Consider the following 18,223-nt stretch of genomic DNA (forward strand, 5'->3'; position numbering starts at 1 on the left):
ACCTGTGATCTCCCTGTCGCTCGCCGAGATCGCGAGCATCGTCGGCGGCCGGCAGCACGACATACCGGACGACGGCCGCCGGGTGACCGGACCGGTCGTGGCGGACTCCCGCGCGGTATGCCCCGGCGCACTCTTCGTGGCCTTCGCCGGTGACCGTGCCGACGGCCACGACTTCGCGGCGGGTGCCGTCGAGGCGGGCGCGGTGGCCGTCCTGGCCGCCCGCCCCGTGGGTGTCCCCGCGATCGTCGTCGACGACGTGGTCGCCGCCCTCGGCGCGCTCGCCCGCGCCGTCGTCGGGCGGCTGGGCACCACCGTCGTCGGCCTCACCGGCTCGGCCGGCAAGACCAGCACCAAGGACCTGATCGCCCAGCTGCTGCAGCGCACCGGCCCGACGGTCTGGCCGGAGGGCAACCTCAACAACGAGATCGGGCTGCCGCTGACCGCGCTGCGCGCCGATGAGACCACCCGCCACCTCGTCCTGGAGATGGGCGCCCGCGGCGTCGGCCACATCCGCTACCTCGCCGGGCTGACCCCGCCGAGGATCGGTGTGGTGCTCAACGTCGGCAGCGCGCACATCGGCGAGTTCGGCGGCCGGGAGCAGATCGCCCTGGCAAAGGGCGAACTCGTCGAGGAGCTGCCCTCGGCCGAGGACGGCGGGGTCGCGGTGCTCAACGCCGACGACCCGTATGTGCGTGCCATGGTCCCCCGCACAACGGCCCGCACCGTCCTGTTCGGTGAGGCCGCGGACGCCGCCGTACGTGCCGAGAATGTCCGGATCACGGAGGCCGGACAGCCCTCCTTCACGCTTCACACACCCTCCGGGTGCAGTGATGTGACGATGCGGCTGTACGGTGAGCACCACGTGTCGAACGCGCTTGCCGCGGCCGCCGTCGCCCATGAGTTGGGCATGTCCGTGGACGAGATCGCCACCGCGCTCTCCGAAGCCGGCACGCTCTCCCGCTGGCGTATGGAGGTCACCGAGCGCGCGGATGGCGTGACGGTCGTCAACGACGCCTACAACGCGAACCCCGAGTCCATGCGAGCGGCGCTGCGAGCGCTGGTCGCCATGGGCGCAGCCGCCAAGGCGAAGGGCGGTCGCACGTGGGCGGTGCTCGGTGAGATGGCCGAGCTCGGCGGGGAGTCGCTCGCCGAACACGACGCGGTCGGGCGGCTGGTCGTCCGGCTCAACGTCAGCAAGCTCGTGGCAGTCGGCGGCAGGGAAGCGGCCTGGCTCGACATGGGCGCCAAGAACGAGGGTTCGTGGGGTGAGGAGTCGGTGCACGTGTCCGACGCGCGGGCGGCGGTCGACCTGTTGCGCAGCGAGCTGCGACCGGGAGACGTCGTGCTGGTGAAGGCGTCCAGGTCGGTGGGGCTGGAGCGGGTGGCCGCAGGATTGCTGGACGACGCAGGCCTCGAGGGCGCTGCCGGCGCCGAGGGTGGAGCCGCGTCCCGATGAACTCGATGAAGCAGATCCTCTTCTCCGGAATGATCGGGCTCTTCCTGACCCTGATCGGCACCCCGCTGCTGATCAAGCTGCTGGCCAAAAAGGGATACGGGCAGTTCATCCGCGATGACGGCCCGCGCGATCACCACAGCAAGCGCGGTACGCCCACCATGGGTGGTATCGCCTTCATCCTGGCCACGATCATCGCCTATGTGCTGACCAAGGTCATCACGAGCAGTGACCCCACCTTCTCCGGTGTGCTGGTGCTGTTCCTGATGGCGGGCATGGGCCTGGTCGGCTTCCTCGACGACTACATCAAGATCGTCAAGCAGCGTTCGCTGGGCCTGCGGGCCAAGGCCAAGATGGCCGGCCAGCTGATCGTCGGCATCGCCTTCGCCGTGCTCTCCCTGCAGTTCGCCGATCTGCGCGGGCAGACCCCGGCGTCCGACCGGCTCTCCTTCACCCAGGACTTCGGCTGGCAGATCGGCCCGGTGATCTTCGTGATCTGGGCCCTGTTCATGATCCTGGCGATGTCCAACGGCGTGAACCTCACCGACGGCCTCGACGGCCTCGCCACCGGCGCCTCGGTGATGGTCTTCGGCGCGTACACGTTCATCGGCATCTGGCAGCACCAGGAGTCGTGCGCCAACCAGATCACCGCGGGACCGGGATGTTACGAGGTCCGCGATCCACTCGACCTCGCGGTCGTCGCCTCGGCCCTGATGGGCGCCTGCTTCGGCTTCCTGTGGTGGAACACCTCGCCCGCCAAGATCTTCATGGGGGACACCGGTTCGCTGGCCCTGGGCGGCGCGCTGGCCGGTCTGGCCATCTGCTCCCGTACGGAGCTGCTGCTGGCCATCCTCGGCGGCCTCTTCGTCCTGATCACGATGTCCGTGGTCATCCAGGTCGGCTCGTTCCGGCTCACCGGTAAGCGGGTCTTCCGGATGGCGCCACTCCAGCACCACTTCGAACTCAAGGGGTGGTCCGAAGTCCTTGTGGTGGTCCGGTTCTGGATCATCCAGGGCATGTGCGTCATCGTGGGACTCGGCATCTTCTACGGCGGCTGGCAGGCGGCAAAGTGACCATGCAGAGCCCGGCGGACTTCGCCGGTCGGCGCGTCACCGTTGCCGGCCTGGGCGTGAGCGGCGTTCCGGCCGCCCGCGCCCTGGCCGGCCTCGGCGCCCGCGTCACCGTCGTCAACAGCAGCGACGGTGAGCGCGAGCGTGCGCAGGCCGCCGAGCTGGAGGAGCTGGGGGCCACCGTCCGCCTGGGCGACGGCGACACCCTCCCCGAGGGCACGGAACTGGTCGTCACCACCCCGGGCTGGAAGCCGGCCAGTCCGCTCTTCGCCGCGGCCGGGAAGGCGGGCGTCGAGGTGTGGGGCGATGTCGAACTGGCCTGGCGGCTGCGCGGCCCCGACTCCGCCCCCTGGCTGGCGGTCACCGGCACCAACGGCAAGACCACCACCGTCCGGATGCTGGCCTCGATCCTGCAGGCGGCGGGGCTGCGCACCGCCGCCGTCGGCAACATCGGCGTCCCGCTCGTCGATGTGGTGCTCGGCGAGGGGCAGCCGGACGGCGCGTCGTACGACGTCCTCGCCGTCGAGCTCTCCAGTTACCAGCTGCACTGGGCGCCCTCCGTACGGGCGCACTCCGCGGCCGTCCTCAACCTCGCCCCCGACCACCTGGACTGGCACGGTTCCATGGCGGCCTACGCCGCCGACAAGGGCCGTATCTACGAGGGCAACACCGTCGCCTGCGTGTACAACGCCGCCGACCCGGCGACCGAGGAGCTGGTCCGGGCGGCCGACGTCGAGGAAGGCTGCCGCGCCATCGGCTTCACCCTCGGCACCCCGGGGCCCTCCCAGGTGGGCGTCGTCGAGGGCATCCTCGTCGACCGCGCCTTCGTGGAGAACCGGCAGCAGCAGGCCCAGGAGCTCGCGGAGGTCTCGGACGTCACGCCCGCGGCCCCGCACAACATCGCCAACGCCCTCGCGGCCGCGGCGCTGGCCCGGGCCTTCGGGGTGGCCCCCGCCGCCGTACGCGACGGACTGCGCGCCTTCCACCCGGACGCCCACCGCATCCAGCACATCGCGGACCTCGGCAACGTCCGCTACGTCGACGACTCCAAGGCCACCAACACCCATGCCGCCGAGGCGTCGTTGGCGGCGTACGAGCACATCGTGTGGATCGCCGGCGGCCTCGCCAAGGGCGCGACCTTCGACGAGCTGGTGCAGAAGTCGGCGGCCCGGCTGCGCGGTGTGGTGCTGATCGGTGCCGACCGGGCGCTGATTCGCGAAGCCCTGGCGCGACACGCCCCCGATGTCCCGGTGGTCGACCTCGACCGGACCGACACTGGGGCGATGTCCGAGGCGGTCCGGGAAGCGAGCCGCCTGGCCGAGCCCGGCGACACCGTCCTGCTGGCTCCGGCCTGTGCCTCGATGGACATGTTCGTCAATTACAACAAGCGGGGCGAGGCCTTCGCCGACGCGGTCGGCGAGCTGACCGCACGGGATCACTAGACCGTTTCTCCCCGCTGTCGTCGTCAGCCGGCGGCGAGCGCACCTGTGGAGGGGACGAGGATGACGGCCCGATCGGCGAAGCCGGCCCCGTCGCGTCCGCGCCGGCCCTCCGCGGTGCGCACGCCGCGCGCCGGCCGCACACCGGGCGGTCCCCGGGGGCTGCACACCCGCCTCAAACGGGCCTGGGACCGCCCGCTGACCGCCTACTACCTGATCCTCGGCGGCAGCCTGCTGATCACCGTCCTGGGGCTGGTGATGGTCTACTCGGCGTCCCAGATCAAGGCGCTGCAGTCCGGTCTGGCCCCGACGTACTTCTTCCGCAAGCAGCTGCTCGCCGCCGTCCTCGGCGGCGGGCTGCTGCTGGCCGCCTCCCGGATGACGGTACGGCTGCACCGCACGCTGGCCTATCCGCTGCTCGCCGTCTCCGTGTTCCTGATGTGCCTGGTGCAGATTCCGGGCATAGGGGTCGCGGTCAACGGCAACCAGAACTGGATCAACCTCGGCGGCCCTTTCCAGATGCAACCGAGCGAGTTCGGCAAACTCGCACTGGTGCTGTGGGGAGCCGATCTGCTGGCCCGCAAACAGGACAAGCGGCTGCTGGTGCAGTGGAAGCATCTGCTGGTGCCGCTGATCCCGGTGGCGTTCCTGCTGCTCGGTCTGATCATGCTCGGCGGCGACATGGGTACCGCGATCATTCTCACGGCGATCCTCTTCGGGCTGCTGTGGCTGGCCGGTGCGCCGACCCGGCTGTTCGTGGGGGTACTGGGCGGCGCCGCGCTGATCGGGGCGCTGCTGATCAAGACCAGCGCCAACCGGATGTCCCGGCTGGCCTGCATCGGCGCGACCGATCCGGGCCCCGGCGACCAGTGCTGGCAGGCCGTGCACGGCATCTACGCCCTGGCCTCCGGCGGATTCTTCGGTTCGGGCCTCGGCGCCAGTATGGAAAAATGGGGAGAACTCCCCGAACCGCACACCGACTTCATCTTCGCCATCACCGGGGAGGAACTGGGTCTGGCGGGGACGCTGTCGGTGCTCGCCCTCTTCGCGGCTCTAGGCTATGCGGGTATCCGCGTGGCCGGACGCACGGAGGACCCCTTCGTACGGTACGCCGCGGGAGGTGTGACCACCTGGATCACGGCTCAGGCCGTGATCAACATCGGTGCGGTGCTCGGCCTGTTGCCGATCGCCGGTGTCCCGCTCCCGCTGTTCTCCTACGGAGGCTCGGCCCTGCTGCCGACGATGTTCGCCATCGGGCTGCTGATCGCCTTCGCGCGTGACGAGCCCGCTGCACGGGCGGCGTTGTCGGCCCGGTCGGCGCGGAAGCCGGTCTTCGGCAGAAGGCAGGCTGGGGTGAGATGGAAGACGATGAGACGGCGCGTCAAGAAGCGGCCGTCCGGAGAGCGGTGAATTTCGGTGCATGTCGTACTCGCCGGTGGGGGGACCGCCGGCCACATCGAGCCCGCGCTCGCCCTCGCGGACGCACTGCGGAGGCAGGACCCCACCGTGGGGATCACGGCACTCGGTACGGAAAAGGGCCTGGAGACCCGCCTCGTCCCGGAACGCGGCTATGAGCTGGGCCTGATCCCGGCCGTACCGCTGCCGCGCAAGCCCACCCCCGAGCTGATCACCGTCCCCGGGCGGCTGCGCGGCACGATCAAGGCCGCCGAGCAGATCCTGGAGCGCACCAAGGCCGACTGCGTCGTCGGCTTCGGCGGCTATGTGGCGCTGCCCGGCTACCTCGCCGCCAAGCGCCTCGGGGTGCCGATCATCGTCCACGAGGCCAATGCCCGCCCCGGCCTGGCCAACAAGATCGGCTCGCGGTACGCCAAGTTCGTCGCCGTCAGCACCCCCGACAGCAAGCTGCGCGGCGCCCGCTACGTCGGCATCCCGCTGCGCCGCACCATCGCCACCCTGGACCGTGCCGCGGTCCGCCCCGAGGCGCGGGCAGCCTTCGGGCTCGACCCCAACCTCCCGACCCTGCTGGTGTCCGGCGGTTCGCAGGGCGCCCGCCGGCTGAACGAGGTCACCCAGGCCGCCGTCCCGGCCCTCCAGCGTGCCGGGATCCAGGTGCTGCACGCGGTCGGCCCGAAGAACGAACTGCCGCACGCGGACAACATGCCCGGGATGCCCCCCTATGTCCCGGTACCGTACGTGGACCGGATGGATCTCGCGTACGCCGCGGCCGACATGATGCTCTGCCGCGCGGGCGCGATGACCGTCGCCGAGTTGTCCGCCGTCGGGCTGCCGGCCGCCTTCGTCCCGCTGCCCATCGGCAACGGCGAGCAGCGGCTCAACGCCCAGCCGCTGGTCAACGCCGGCGGGGGCCTGCTGGTCGATGACGCCCAGTTGACCCCGGAGTGGGTGCAAAGCAGCGTGCTCCCGGTCCTGGCCGATCCGCACCGGCTGTACGAGATGTCCCGCGCGGCCTCCGAGTTCGGCCGCCGGGACGCCGACGAGCTGCTGGTCGGCATGGTGTACGAGGCGATCGCGCAGCACAACAAGTAGCGCACGAGAGAAGGCAGGGAGCGTGGCCGGACCGGCAACCGCCCGACGCGGCGAGAAGAAGTCACCGTCCGGCCCGCCCTCCGCCGCGCCACCCCGCGCGACGGGATGGAGGCGGGTGCGCATTCCCCTTCGCGCGCCGGGCCGCCGCAGTCTGATCATCATCACGATCGTCGCGGTGCTGCTCGGCGCGTTCGGCGTCTGGGCGCTCTACGCCTCGAACTGGCTCCGGGTGGAACGCGTCGAGGCCACCGGCACCCGCGTGCTGACACCGCATGAAGTCGTCGCCGCGGCACGCGCCCCGATGAGCGAGCCACTGGTCTCGGTGGACACGGACGCGCTCGCCCGGCGGTTGCGCGCGCGACTGCCGCGCATCAAGACCGTGGACGTCGAGCGGTCCTGGCCGCACACAATCGGTCTGAAGGTGACCGAAAGAATGCCGGAACTGCTGATGCGAGCGGGCGGAAGGTTCGTCGAAGTGGACGCCGAGGGCGTCCGGTTCGCCACCGTTCGCACCGCCCCCCGGGGCGTTCCGCTTCTGGAAATGACCGTTTCCGACTCCCCGAGTCCGTACCAGTTCGGAATCGACCGGTTGCGGCGGGCCGCGGTCGAGGTCACCCGGGATCTGCCCACGGCCGTGCGCAAGGACGTACGCAAGGTCCGTGTACGGTCCTACGACGCCGTCACCCTCGAACTGACCGGCGGCCGCACGGTTGCGTGGGGCAGCCGCGAAGAGGGCGCCGAAAAGGCAAAGGTGCTGACCGCGCTGCTGAAAGCGGCGCACGGCGGGCGCCACTTCGACGTCTCGGTCCCCAGTGCCCCTGCGGTATCCGGGAGTTGACGTGCCCCGCCGCAGGCCAGCACCCTGGATGGCTACGACTATGGGTGATCACATAGGGTGAAAAGAAAAACGGGAGGTTCGGCGTGTTCGTTGAACGCGCGCGCCTTGTCGACTTAGTGTCTCGTTCCAAAGGGACTATGGAACCAAGGAACACAGGCACAGGTAACCCTAAACTTCAACGTTAGGGTTCGGGTCGGCGATACGAACCGTCCCATCGGCATCAGTCGGCGTCCACACGCAGTGCGGCGACGACACGTAACTCGAGGCGAGAGGCCTTCGACGTGGCAGCACCGCAGAACTACCTCGCAGTCATCAAGGTCGTCGGCATCGGCGGCGGTGGCGTGAACGCCATCAACCGGATGATCGAGGTCGGGCTCAAGGGCGTCGAGTTCATCGCGATCAACACCGATGCGCAGGCGCTGCTGATGAGCGACGCCGACGTCAAGCTCGACGTCGGCCGCGAAATGACGCGCGGGCTCGGCGCCGGCGCCAACCCGGATGTGGGTCGCAAGGCGGCCGAGGACCACCGTGAGGAGATCGAGGAGGTCCTCAAGGGGGCCGACATGGTCTTCGTGACCGCGGGTGAGGGCGGCGGCACCGGCACCGGCGGCGCACCCGTCGTCGCCAACATCGCCCGCTCGCTGGGCGCCCTGACGATCGGTGTGGTCACCCGCCCGTTCACCTTCGAGGGCCGCCGTCGCGCCAACCAGGCCGAGGACGGCATCGCGCAGCTGCGCGAAGAGGTCGACACCCTCATCGTGATCCCCAACGACCGGCTGCTGTCCATCTCGGACCGTCAGGTGAGCGTGCTCGACGCGTTCAAGTCCGCGGACCAGGTGCTGCTGTCGGGTGTCCAGGGCATCACCGACCTGATCACCACACCGGGTCTGATCAACCTCGACTTCGCCGACGTCAAGTCCGTGATGTCGGAGGCCGGTTCCGCGCTCATGGGCATCGGCTCGGCACGGGGCGACGACCGTGCGGTGGCCGCCGCGGAGATGGCGATCTCCTCGCCCCTCCTGGAGGCCTCCATCGACGGCGCCCGCGGGGTGCTGCTCTCCATCTCCGGCGGTTCCGACCTCGGTCTCTTCGAGATCAACGAGGCCGCGCAGCTGGTCAGCGAGGCCGCCCACCCGGAAGCCAACATCATCTTCGGTGCGGTCATCGACGATGCGCTGGGCGACGAGGTCCGGGTGACGGTCATCGCCGCGGGATTCGACGGCGGTCAGCCGCCGGCCCGCCGCGATGCCCAGTCGGCACTGTCGTCCCCGAAGCGCGAAGAGCCCGCCCCGGCCCCGAGCCGTCCGGCCACCCCGCCGGAGCCGCGTTCGTCGTCCTTCGGCGGACTGGGTTCGGTTCCGGTGCGTGACGAGGAGCCGGCCCCGGCCGAGTCCTCTTCTTCCTCCTCACTGAGCGAGGTCCCGTCGCCCCCGGCGAGCGCTCCGCAGGTTCCCCCGGCCCGTCCGTACTCGGACTCCGCGGCCGAGGAACTGGACGTCCCCGACTTCCTGAAGTGACGTAAAGCACCGAAGTGATAGGGACACAGCACCACGAGAGCGGCGCGCACTTCGCCTTCACCGACAGGTGGGGCGGGGTGAGCGCCGCTCCGTACGATCAGCTCAACCTGGGCGGCGCGGTCGGCGACGACCCGCAGGCCGTATACGCCAACCGCGCGCGGGCCGCCGCGGAACTCGGCCTCGACCCGGCCGCGGTGGTGTGGATGCACCAGGTGCACGGCCGGGACGTCGCGGTGGTCGACGGGCCGTGGCACGGCGACGACATCCCCGGTGTCGACGCGGTGGTGACCGGCCGCCGGGGCCTCGCGCTCGCCGTGCTGACCGCCGACTGCACCCCGGTCCTGCTGGCCGATCCGGTCGCCGGGATCGCGGGGGCCGCGCATGCCGGACGGCCCGGTCTGGTCGCCGGGGTGGTCCCGGCGGTCGTCGAGGCCATGGTGCAGCAGGGGGCGGTGCCGGCGCGGACCGTCGCGTACACCGGACCGGCGATCTGCGGGCGGTGTTACGAGGTGCCCGAGGCGATGCGCTCCGATGTCGCCGCGGTGGCACCCGAGGCCCGTGCGGTGACCGGCTGGGGCACTCCCGCGGTGGACGTCACCGCAGGGGTACGGGCCCAACTCGCCGCGGCGGGCGTGCAGGTGCGTGAGGATTCCCACATCTGCACCCGCGAATCCGCCGACCACTTCTCTTACCGGCGCGACCGTACGACGGGACGGCTCGCGAGCTATGTATGGCTCGGGGACACCCCCGGCCCGCGGCTGGGGGAGGCCGAGCTGTGACCAACGACCGCAAGACGCAACTGGCCGAGAACCTGGCCCGGGTGGAGGAACGTATCTCCGCCGCATGTGCCAGGGCCGGCCGGCCGCGTGACGAGGTGACCCTGATCGTGGTCACCAAGACCTACCCCGCGAGCGATGTCCGGTTGCTCGCGGAGCTGGGGGTGCGCCAGGTCGCGGAGAACCGCGATCAGGAGGCCGCTCCCAAGGCCACTGAATGCGCTGATTTGCCCCTTACTTGGCATTTTGTTGGGCAGCTGCAGACCAACAAGGTGCGCTCCGTGGCCGGTTATGCCGGAATTGTGCAATCGGTCGACCGGGTCCGGCTCGTCACCGCACTGTCCAAGGAGGCGGTGCGTGCCGGGCGTGAACTGGGCTGTCTGATCCAGGTGGCGCTCGATGCGGAGGCGGGGGAGCGCGGTGAGCGCGGCGGGGTGGCACCCGACGGAGTCGGGGCGCTGGCCGAAGCGGTCGCCGGGGCCGAGGGTCTGCGGCTGGACGGTGTGATGACCGTCGCCCCGCTGGCCGGGCCGTACGCCGGACGTGAACTCGCCGCTTTCGGGCGGCTCATGGAAATCTCATCCGACCTGCGCGCGGGTCATCCTGCTGCCACCATGGTGTCCGCAGGTATGAGCGCGGACCTCGAAGAAGCCGTGGCGGCCGGGGCGACACATGTGCGCGTCGGCACTGCGGTACTCGGAGTCCGACCACGGCTCCGGTAACGTCGCCAAGCAAGTCGGACCACAGCACAAAATATGGTCATTCCCGCAAAAAGCGGGCAGGCCGCGTGGATCCAAGGCCCCTGGTGACGGAGCCGATCCACCACAGAGCGGAGGACGCAGAGAATGGCCGGCGCGATGCGCAAGATGGCGGTCTACCTCGGCCTCGTGGAGGACGATGGGTACGACGGCCGGGGGTTCGACCCCGATGACGAGTTCGAGCCCGAGCTTGACCCGGAGCCCGACCGGGGGCGGCGTCAACAGCACCCAGTGCAGGCCGAAATCCCCCCCGAAAGGGAGGAACCCGTCCGTGCCGTGACACCTCCGGCGCAACGTGAACCGGCCCCGCTCGCCGCGGAAAACGGACGACCCGCGCGAATCGCCCCCGTGGCATCCATCACACCCGAACGTCCAAATCTGGAGAAGAACGCACCGGTGATCATGCCCAAAGTTGTGTCCGAGCGGGAGCCCTACCGCATCACCACACTCCACCCCCGGACCTACAACGAAGCCCGTACCATCGGGGAACACTTCCGTGAGGGCACTCCGGTGATCATGAATCTCACGGAGATGGACGATACCGATGCGAAGCGACTTGTCGACTTTGCGGCCGGTTTGGTGTTTGGTCTTCACGGCAGCATCGAGCGGGTGACGCAGAAGGTGTTCCTGTTGTCGCCTGCTAACGTCGATGTCACGGCGGAGGACAAGGCCCGCATCGCAGAGGGCGGGTTCTTCAACCAGAGCTGAGACGCAACACCGGGCACACCGAGGCCGTGAGGCCAACACACGAGCAAGGCAAGGGGAGAGGGACTGCGCGAGATGAGTGTCTTTGGTCAGGTGATCTACATCGCGCTGTACTGCTTCCTGATCGTGTTGATCTTCCGGCTGGTGATGGACTATGTCTTCCAGTTCGCCCGTTCATGGCAACCCGGCAAGGCGATGGTGGTCATTCTTGAGGCCGCCTACACTGTCACTGATCCGCCACTCAAGCTTCTGCGGCGGGTAATCCCGCCGCTGCGTCTCGGGGGCGTGGCGCTCGATCTGTCCTTCTTCGTATTGATGATCATCGTGTACATCCTGATCACCGTCGTGAGGTCGGTGTTGTTGGTGTGAACGATACGGTCTTGCCGATTGCCGACGACTACGTTGAGGTGAAGTAGAGATGCCGTTGACCCCCGAGGACGTGCGGAACAAGCAGTTCACGACCGTCCGCCTCCGAGAAGGCTATGACGAGGACGAGGTCGATGCCTTCCTCGATGAGGTCGAAGCCGAACTGACCCGGCTCCTGCGGGAGAACGAGGACCTTCGCGCCAAGCTGGCCGCTGCCACCCGCGCCGCCGCGCAGAACCAGCAGCAGCAGGGGCTGCGCAAGGGACCGGACCAGCAGCAGGAGCAGCAGCAGCGGCCCGGGTCTCCGGTGCCCGCCGCCATATCCGGTCCGCAGCCGGTCCCGCCGCAGCAGCAGCAGGGGATGGGTGGCCCTCCCCAACTGCCTGGTGGTGCACCGCAGCTGCCTCCTGGTCCCGGTGGCCACGGCCCCGGCCCGCAGGGCCCGCACGGTCCCGGTCCGATGGGTCCCGGCGGTCCCATGGGCGGCCCGATGGGCGGTCCCGGCGGACCGCAGCTGCCCGGCCCCGGTGGCCAGCAGGGCGGCCCGGGCGGTGACAGCGCGGCGCGCGTGCTGTCGCTGGCACAGCAGACCGCCGACCAGGCGATCGCGGAGGCCCGTTCCGAGGCCAACAAGATCGTCGGCGAGGCGCGCAGCCGTGCCGAGGGCCTGGAGCGGGACGCCCGCGCCAAGGCCGACGCGCTGGAGCGGGACGCGCAGGAGAAGCACCGCGTGGCGATGGGCTCGCTGGAGTCGGCCCGCGCGACGCTGGAGCGCAAGGTCGAGGACCTGCGCGGCTTCGAGCGCGAGTACCGCACGCGGCTGAAGTCCTACCTGGAGAGCCAGCTGCGTCAGCTGGAGAACCAGGCCGACGACTCGCTGGCCCCGCCGCGGACCCCGGCTGCCGCTTCGCTGCCGCCGTCCCCGTCGATGGCGTCGGCCGGTGCCGGCAGCATGGGCGGCGGCAACCACACCATGGGTGGCGGCCAGCAGATGGGCGGCAACCACTCCATGGCCGGCCAGTCCAACGGCGGTCCGTCCTACGGCGGGCAGCAGCAGATGTCGCCGGCGATGACCCAGCCGATGGCTCCGGTGCGGCCGCAGAGCCCGCAGCCGATGCAGCAGACGCCGTCGCCGATGCGCGGCTTCCTGATCGACGAGGACGACAACTGACGTCCGCGTAGCGCGCAGAGTCGGCAATCAGGGCCGGGCCCCGAGGGAACACTCCTTCGGGGCCCGGCCCTTTTGTGTGTACTTGCGCGCGGGGGGCGGGGGCGGGGGGCCTCGCCGGGGTGTCCTCGGGGACGGCGAAGCCCCCCGGTGCGGATCGCACCGGGGGGCTCGGCAGGCCGGGTGACCGCGGGTGCGGTTACGCCTTGCGCAGCTGGAACGTGAGGGCCAGGCTCTCGTCGGTGAACGCGGGGCCGTAGGAACCGTCCGCCTCGCCGGGGGTGAAGTCGTCGGCGAGCACTTCGTCGGAGATCAGGCCGGCGTGGTCGGTCAGCGCCGTGCGCACCTCCTCGTCGGTGGACCGCCAGCGCAGCGCGATCCGGTCGGCGACGTCCAGGCCGCTGTTCTTCCGGGCCTCCTGGATCAGCCGGATCGCGTCGCGGGCCAGGCCCGCCCGGCGCAGCTCCGGGGTGATCTCCAGGTCGAGGGCGACCGTGGCACCGGCGTCGGAGGCCACCGACCAGCCCTCGCGCGGGGTCTCGGTGATGATGACCTCGTCGGGGGCGAGGGAGACGGTTTCGCCGTCGACCTCGACACTCGCCGTGCCGTCGCGCAGGGCCAGCGAGAGGGCGGCGGCGTCCGCCGCGGCGACGGCCTTGGCGACTGCCTGGACGCCCTTGCCGAACCGCCTGCCCAGGGCACGGAAGTTCGCCTTGGCGGTGGTGTCGACCAGGGAGCCGCCCACCTCCGACAGCGCGGCCAGCGAACTGACGTTCAGCTCCTCGGTGATCTGCGCGCGCAGGTCCTCGGGCAGGCCCGCGAAGCCGTGGGCCGCCACCAGTGCACGGGACAGCGGCTGGCGGGTCTTCACCCCCGACTCGGCGCGGGTCGCACGGCCCAGCTCGACGAGCCGGCGCACCAGCTGCATCTGGCCGGACAGCGCCGGGTCGATGAGCGTCCGGTCGGCGACCGGCCAGCCGGCGAGGTGGACGGACTCCGGGGCCTCGGGGACGACCGGGACGACCAGGTCCTGCCAGACCCGCTCGGTGATGAACGGGGTGAGCGGGGCCATCAGCCGGGTGACCGTCTCGATGACCTCGTGCAGCGTGCGCAGCGCGGCCGCGTCGCCCTGCCAGAAGCGGCGGCGCGAGCGGCGGACGTACCAGTTGGAGAGGTCGTCGACGAAGGAGGAGAGGAGCTTGCCGGCGCGCTGGGTGTCGAAGGCTTCCAGCGACTCGGTGACCTGCTCGACCAGGGTGTTCAGCTCACCGAGCAGCCAGCGGTCCAGCAGCGGCCGGGCAGCCGGGGCCGGGTCGGCGGCGGAGGGCGCCCAGTTCGACGTACGGGCGTACAGCGCCTGGAAGGCGACGGTGTTCCAGTACGTCAGCAGCGTCTTGCGGACGACTTCCTGGATGGTGGAGTGGCCCACCCGGCGGGCGGCCCAGGGGGAGCCGCCGGCCGCCATGAACCAGCGGACCGCGTCGGCGCCGTGCTGGTCCATGAGCGGGATCGGCTGGAGGATGTTGCCCAGGTGCTTGGACATCTTCCGGCCGTCCTCGGCGAGGATGTGACCGAGGCAGACCACGTTTTCGTACGAGGACTTGTCGAAGACGAGCGTGCCGACGGCCATCAGGGTGTAGAACCAGCCGCGGGTCTGGTCGATGGCCTCCGAGATGAACTGCGCCGGGTAGCGCTTCTCGAACAGCTCCTTGTTGCGGTACGGGTAGCCCCACTGCGCGAACGGCATCGAGCCCGAGTCGTACCAGGCGTCGATGACCTCGGGGACGCGGGTCGCGGTGCCCTGGCACGTCGGGCAGGCGAAGGTGACCGCGTCGATGTACGGGCGGTGCGGGTCCAGGTCCGACTGGTCGGTGCCGGTCAGCTCGGTCAGCTCGGTGAGCGAGCCGACGCAGGTGAGGTGGTTCTCCTCGCAGCGCCAGATGGGCAGCGGGGTGCCCCAGTAGCGGTTGCGGGACAGCGCCCAGTCGATGTTGTTGTTCAGCCAGTCGCCGAAGCGGCCGTGCTTGACCGACTCGGGGAACCAGTTGGTGTTCTCGTTCTCCCGGAGCAGGGCGTCCTTGACCGCGGTGGTGCGGATGTACCACGACGGCTGGGCGTAGTAGAGCAGCGCGGTGTGGCAGCGCCAGCAGTGCGGGTAGCTGTGCTCGTAGGCGAGGTGCCGGAAGAGCAGGCCGCGGGCGTCGAGGTCGGCGACCAGCGCCTCGTCGGCCTTCTTGAAGAACTGGCCGCCGACCAGGCGCAGTTCCTCCTCGAACGTGCCGTCCGGGCGGACCGGGTTGATCACCGGCAGGTCGTACGCCTTGCAGGTCTTGAGGTCGTCCTCACCGAAGGCCGGGGCCTGGTGGACGAGACCGGTGCCGTCATCGGTGGTGACGTACTCGGCGTTGACGACGATATTGGCGCCCTCCAGCTCGACGAGGCCGAAGGGGCGCTCATAGGCCCAGCGCTCCATCTCGCGTCCGGTGAACGACTCGCCGGTGGCGGTCCAGCCCTCGCCGAGGGCCTTCTCCAGCAGCGGCTCGGCGACGACCACCTGCTCGCTGCCGTCGGTGGCGACGACATAGGTGACGTCGGGGTGCGCGGCGACCGCGGTGTTGGAGACCAGGGTCCAGGGGGTGGTCGTCCAGATCAGCAGCGCGGCCCGGCCGGCCAGCGGGCCGGACGTCAGCGGGAGGCGGACGAAGACCGAGGGGTCGACGACGTTCTCGTAGCCCTGGGCCAGCTCGTGGTCCGACAGGCCGGTGCCGCAGCGCGGGCACCAGGGGGCGACGCGGTGGTCCTGGACCAGCAGGCCCTTGGTGAAGATCTCCTTCAGCGACCACCACACCGACTCGATGTAGTCGGGGTCCATCGTGCGGTACGGGGCGTCCAGGTCGGTCCAGTAGCCCATACGGGTCGTGAGCTCGGCGAAGGCGTCGGTGTGGCGGGTCACCGACTCGCGGCACCTGGCGTTGAACTCGGCGATGCCGTACGCCTCGATGTCCTTCTTGCCGTTGAAGCCCAGCTCCTTCTCCACGGCCAGCTCGACCGGGAGGCCGTGGCAGTCCCAGCCGGCCTTGCGGTCGACGTGGTAGCCCTGCATCGTGCGGAACCGGGGGAAGACGTCCTTGAAGACGCGCGCCTCGATGTGGTGCGCGCCGGGCATGCCGTTGGCGGTCGGGGGGCCCTCGTAGAAGACCCACTCGGGCCGTCCCTCGGACTGCTGGAGGGTACGGGCGAAGATCTTCTGTTCCTGCCAGAACTCGAGCACGGCGTGCTCGAGGGCGGGGAGGTCTACCTGGGCGGGTACCTGGCGGTACTGGGGCTGCGGACTCATCGGGGGCTTCCTCCGGCGGACACCTGCTGCGTTCTCCGTCCGGAGGGACGAGAGCCTGCGCTCCCGCGGTACCACCCTCCTTGGCGGTGCCACTGCACCGCCCCCTCATTGGGGTCGCGCTGCCGGTTCTACTCGCCCTGGGTGGCCCGAGGTCCGTGGGCGGAGCCCACTGTCCAAACCCGTGGGCGGAGCCCACTGTCCAAGACTTTCTTCCGGCGGCTCCGGGGTGATCTTCACGTCGTGCACGCCCCCGGGCTTCCACCGTCCCCGGGTCGCTGCTGGCTGCGTACGGCGCTACTCGTCCCGTCAATGCCTCTCGCTCGGCCCAGTGTACGGGGCCGCACCGACAGTGGCCGACCGGATTTCCGGCAGTCGGGGGAGGCGGGCCGGCGCCGGCTTGGTACGGGAGGGGGCCGGGCTGTACGGGAAGGGGCCCGGGCCGCGCGGCGCGACGGGTCCGGGGCCGCTCGCCGCGCCGGGCGCCGGGCGCACGCCGTGACCCGAATGGCGAGCGGGCGGGTACCGCGCCGGGGGACGGATTACCGGCCGGGGAGCGGGGCACAAACGAGGCAGACCGGACGTCCGGGCCGGGTGGCAGGTCCCGAAGGGCGGTGCGTCCCGTTGCCGCGTGGCGTGCAGCGATTTATCGTTCCCGTCACGATTCGCGAACAAAGTCACATATGTGAAGGGGTCGCGGCCATGGTGGCGAAAAAGACCGCCGCGGAGAAGAGCACGACGCCTGCCGACGAGGCCGTCGCGAAGCAGCCTGCAGCGAAGAAGACGGCCCCGAAGAAGGCAGCTCCGAAGAAGGCCGCGGCCAGGAAGACGGCGGCCGGTACGACCACGCCGGGGAAGACCACGGCCGGACGGGCGGCGCCGGAGAAGGCGGCCGCGAAGAAGCCGGCGGCCAAGAGGACCGCGGCGAAGAAGATCGCGGCGAAGAAGACCGCGAAGAAGGCTCCGGCCAAGACGGCCGCGGTGCCCGCTAAGAAGACGGGAGCCAAGACGGTGGTGGCGAAGAAGACTGCGGCCGCAGCGGCCAAGGCCCACGGCAATGACTCCGCGGTGCCCATGGCCCGGGTGGCCGCGGCGCCGGGGGAGCTCGCCGTACGGCCCGGCGAGGAGCCCTGGACGCCCGAAGAGGTCACCGAGGCGCGGACCGAACTGATGGAGGAGGCGGCACGGCTGCGGCTGGAGATCGTCTCGGCCGAGGACGCCATCGCCGGGCTGATGCGCGACTCCGGTGACGGCGCGGGCGACGACGAGGCCGACACCGGCACCAAGAACATCACCCGCGAACACGAGCTGGCGCTCGCCTCCAACGCCCGCGAGATGCTGCACCAGACCGAGCGTGCCCTGGGCCGGCTGGACGCGGGCACCTACGGCCTCTGCGAGAACTGCGGCAACCCCATCGGCAAGGCGCGGATGCAGGCCTTCCCCCGCGCCACGCTGTGCGTGGAGTGCAAGCAGAAGCAGGAGCGCCGTTGAACCGGCCGGCAGGTGTCGCCGACGGCACCCGGTCCGCCCGCGCCCGTACGTGTGTGCCGTACTCTCGTGGTTCAGCCGGGCATGGCCCGGCCGTGGACACGACGGGCTGAGGGACTCACACGTGGCTAAGGCCGAACGCATCACCGGTACGCCGGAACCCGAGCCGGGTACCGGAGCGGATTCCACGGCGGAATCCGAGGGGGGAGAGGCGGTGGAGGCGGAGCAGGGCACCGGCCATCGCAAGCGGCGGATCACCGCGCTGCTGCTGGTCGCGCTCTTCGTCTACCTGCTCGACCTGGGCAGCAAGCTTCTGGTGGTCGCGAAACTGGAGCACCACGAGCCCATTCAGGTCATCGGGACGCTGCTGCAGTTCACCGTGATCCGTAACCGCGGCGCCGCGTTCAGCATCGGCGAGGCGCTGACGATCTTCCTCACCATCATTGCGACGGTCGTGATCGTGGTGATCGCCCGGATCGCCCGCAAGCTCTACAGCCTGCCCTGGGCGATCGCGCTCGGGCTGCTGCTCGGCGGCGCCTTCGGCAACCTCACCGACCGGCTGTTCCGCTCGCCGGGGGTCTTCGAGGGCGCAGTGGTCGACTTCATCGCCCCGGCGCACTTCGCGGTCTTCAACCTCGCCGACTCCGGGATCGTCTGCGGCGGCATCCTGATCGTGATCCTGTCCTTCCGCGGACTGGACCCCGACGGGACCGTGCACAAGGACTGATCCCCCGTGGCGGGGCCGACCGGGGCAGGAGCCACTGGTGGTGCCGGCCCCGGGCCCCGGCCCCGGGCAGGGCACC

At 70.3% G+C, this 18,223-nt stretch carries 15 protein-coding genes; 14 read left to right on the plus strand and 1 reads right to left on the minus strand.

Features of this window, described 5'->3' with window-relative positions; translation table 11 throughout:
* Positions 1–4: 4 nt before the first annotated feature.
* From OHS81_RS27460 to OHS81_RS27515, 12 genes are all read left to right on the plus strand, one after another.
* Complete coding sequence (locus OHS81_RS27460; RefSeq protein WP_328387471.1) at positions 5–1,456, plus strand: UDP-N-acetylmuramoyl-tripeptide--D-alanyl-D-alanine ligase; 1,452 nt, start codon at positions 5–7, stop codon at positions 1,454–1,456.
* Between the two features lie 5 nt (positions 1,457–1,461).
* Positions 1,462–2,526: a phospho-N-acetylmuramoyl-pentapeptide-transferase gene (mraY, locus tag OHS81_RS27465; protein WP_088801983.1), complete on the plus strand. Its 1,065-nt coding sequence runs from the start codon at positions 1,462–1,464 to the stop codon at positions 2,524–2,526.
* Between the two features lie 2 nt (positions 2,527–2,528).
* Complete coding sequence (gene murD / locus OHS81_RS27470) at positions 2,529–3,965, plus strand: UDP-N-acetylmuramoyl-L-alanine--D-glutamate ligase (protein ID WP_328391456.1); 1,437 nt, start codon at positions 2,529–2,531, stop codon at positions 3,963–3,965.
* Between the two features lie 60 nt (positions 3,966–4,025).
* Positions 4,026–5,372 carry a putative lipid II flippase FtsW gene (gene ftsW / locus OHS81_RS27475; protein WP_328387473.1) on the plus strand — a complete coding sequence of 449 codons (1,347 nt, stop codon included), beginning with the start codon at positions 4,026–4,028 and terminating at the stop codon, positions 5,370–5,372.
* A gap of 6 nt (positions 5,373–5,378) precedes the next feature.
* On the plus strand, positions 5,379–6,470 hold the full coding sequence (murG, locus tag OHS81_RS27480; protein WP_088797240.1) for an undecaprenyldiphospho-muramoylpentapeptide beta-N-acetylglucosaminyltransferase: 1,092 nt from the start codon (positions 5,379–5,381) through the stop codon (positions 6,468–6,470).
* Between the two features lie 22 nt (positions 6,471–6,492).
* On the plus strand, positions 6,493–7,308 hold the full coding sequence (locus OHS81_RS27485; RefSeq protein ID WP_328387476.1) for a cell division protein FtsQ/DivIB: 816 nt from the start codon (positions 6,493–6,495) through the stop codon (positions 7,306–7,308).
* Positions 7,309–7,589: 281 nt separating this feature from the next.
* Positions 7,590–8,825, plus strand: a complete 1,236-nt coding sequence (gene ftsZ, locus OHS81_RS27490) for a cell division protein FtsZ (protein WP_328387478.1) — start codon at positions 7,590–7,592, stop codon at positions 8,823–8,825.
* Positions 8,826–8,839: 14 nt separating this feature from the next.
* Positions 8,840–9,604, plus strand: a complete 765-nt coding sequence (gene pgeF, locus OHS81_RS27495) for a peptidoglycan editing factor PgeF (RefSeq protein WP_328387480.1) — start codon at positions 8,840–8,842, stop codon at positions 9,602–9,604.
* Positions 9,556–10,323, plus strand: coding sequence for a YggS family pyridoxal phosphate-dependent enzyme (locus tag OHS81_RS27500; protein ID WP_328387482.1), 768 nt, complete (start codon positions 9,556–9,558; stop codon positions 10,321–10,323). The genes pgeF and OHS81_RS27500 overlap by 49 nt, the downstream gene beginning before the upstream one ends.
* Positions 10,324–10,446: 123 nt before the next feature.
* Positions 10,447–11,067, plus strand: a complete 621-nt coding sequence (locus OHS81_RS27505; RefSeq protein ID WP_328387484.1) for a cell division protein SepF — start codon at positions 10,447–10,449, stop codon at positions 11,065–11,067.
* 72 nt (positions 11,068–11,139) lie between these two features.
* Complete coding sequence (locus OHS81_RS27510; protein WP_042162056.1) at positions 11,140–11,433, plus strand: YggT family protein; 294 nt, start codon at positions 11,140–11,142, stop codon at positions 11,431–11,433.
* A 49-nt stretch (positions 11,434–11,482) separates the two neighbouring features.
* The gene (locus OHS81_RS27515; protein WP_129296869.1) at positions 11,483–12,601 is read left to right on the plus strand and encodes a DivIVA domain-containing protein; all 1,119 of its coding nucleotides are present in this window, start codon (positions 11,483–11,485) and stop codon (positions 12,599–12,601) included.
* Positions 12,602–12,797: 196 nt separating this feature from the next.
* Here OHS81_RS27515 and ileS read toward each other — a convergent pair whose 3' ends face one another.
* Entirely contained in the window at positions 12,798–15,935 is a 3,138-nt protein-coding gene (gene ileS, locus OHS81_RS27520; protein ID WP_328387490.1) for an isoleucine--tRNA ligase, read from the minus strand.
* A gap of 699 nt (positions 15,936–16,634) precedes the next feature.
* On the opposite strand from ileS, the gene OHS81_RS27525 reads away from it, so the two are divergent.
* Together OHS81_RS27525 and lspA are read left to right on the plus strand one after the other, a co-directional pair.
* Positions 16,635–17,423 carry a TraR/DksA family transcriptional regulator gene (locus OHS81_RS27525; RefSeq protein WP_328387492.1) on the plus strand — a complete coding sequence of 263 codons (789 nt, stop codon included), beginning with the start codon at positions 16,635–16,637 and terminating at the stop codon, positions 17,421–17,423.
* A gap of 121 nt (positions 17,424–17,544) precedes the next feature.
* Entirely contained in the window at positions 17,545–18,147 is a 603-nt protein-coding gene (gene lspA / locus OHS81_RS27530; RefSeq protein ID WP_328387494.1) for a signal peptidase II, read from the plus strand.
* Positions 18,148–18,223 lie beyond the last annotated feature (76 nt).

Source organism: Streptomyces sp. NBC_00400 (assembly GCF_036048035.1).
In the GTDB taxonomy this organism is placed as follows: domain Bacteria; phylum Actinomycetota; class Actinomycetes; order Streptomycetales; family Streptomycetaceae; genus Streptomyces.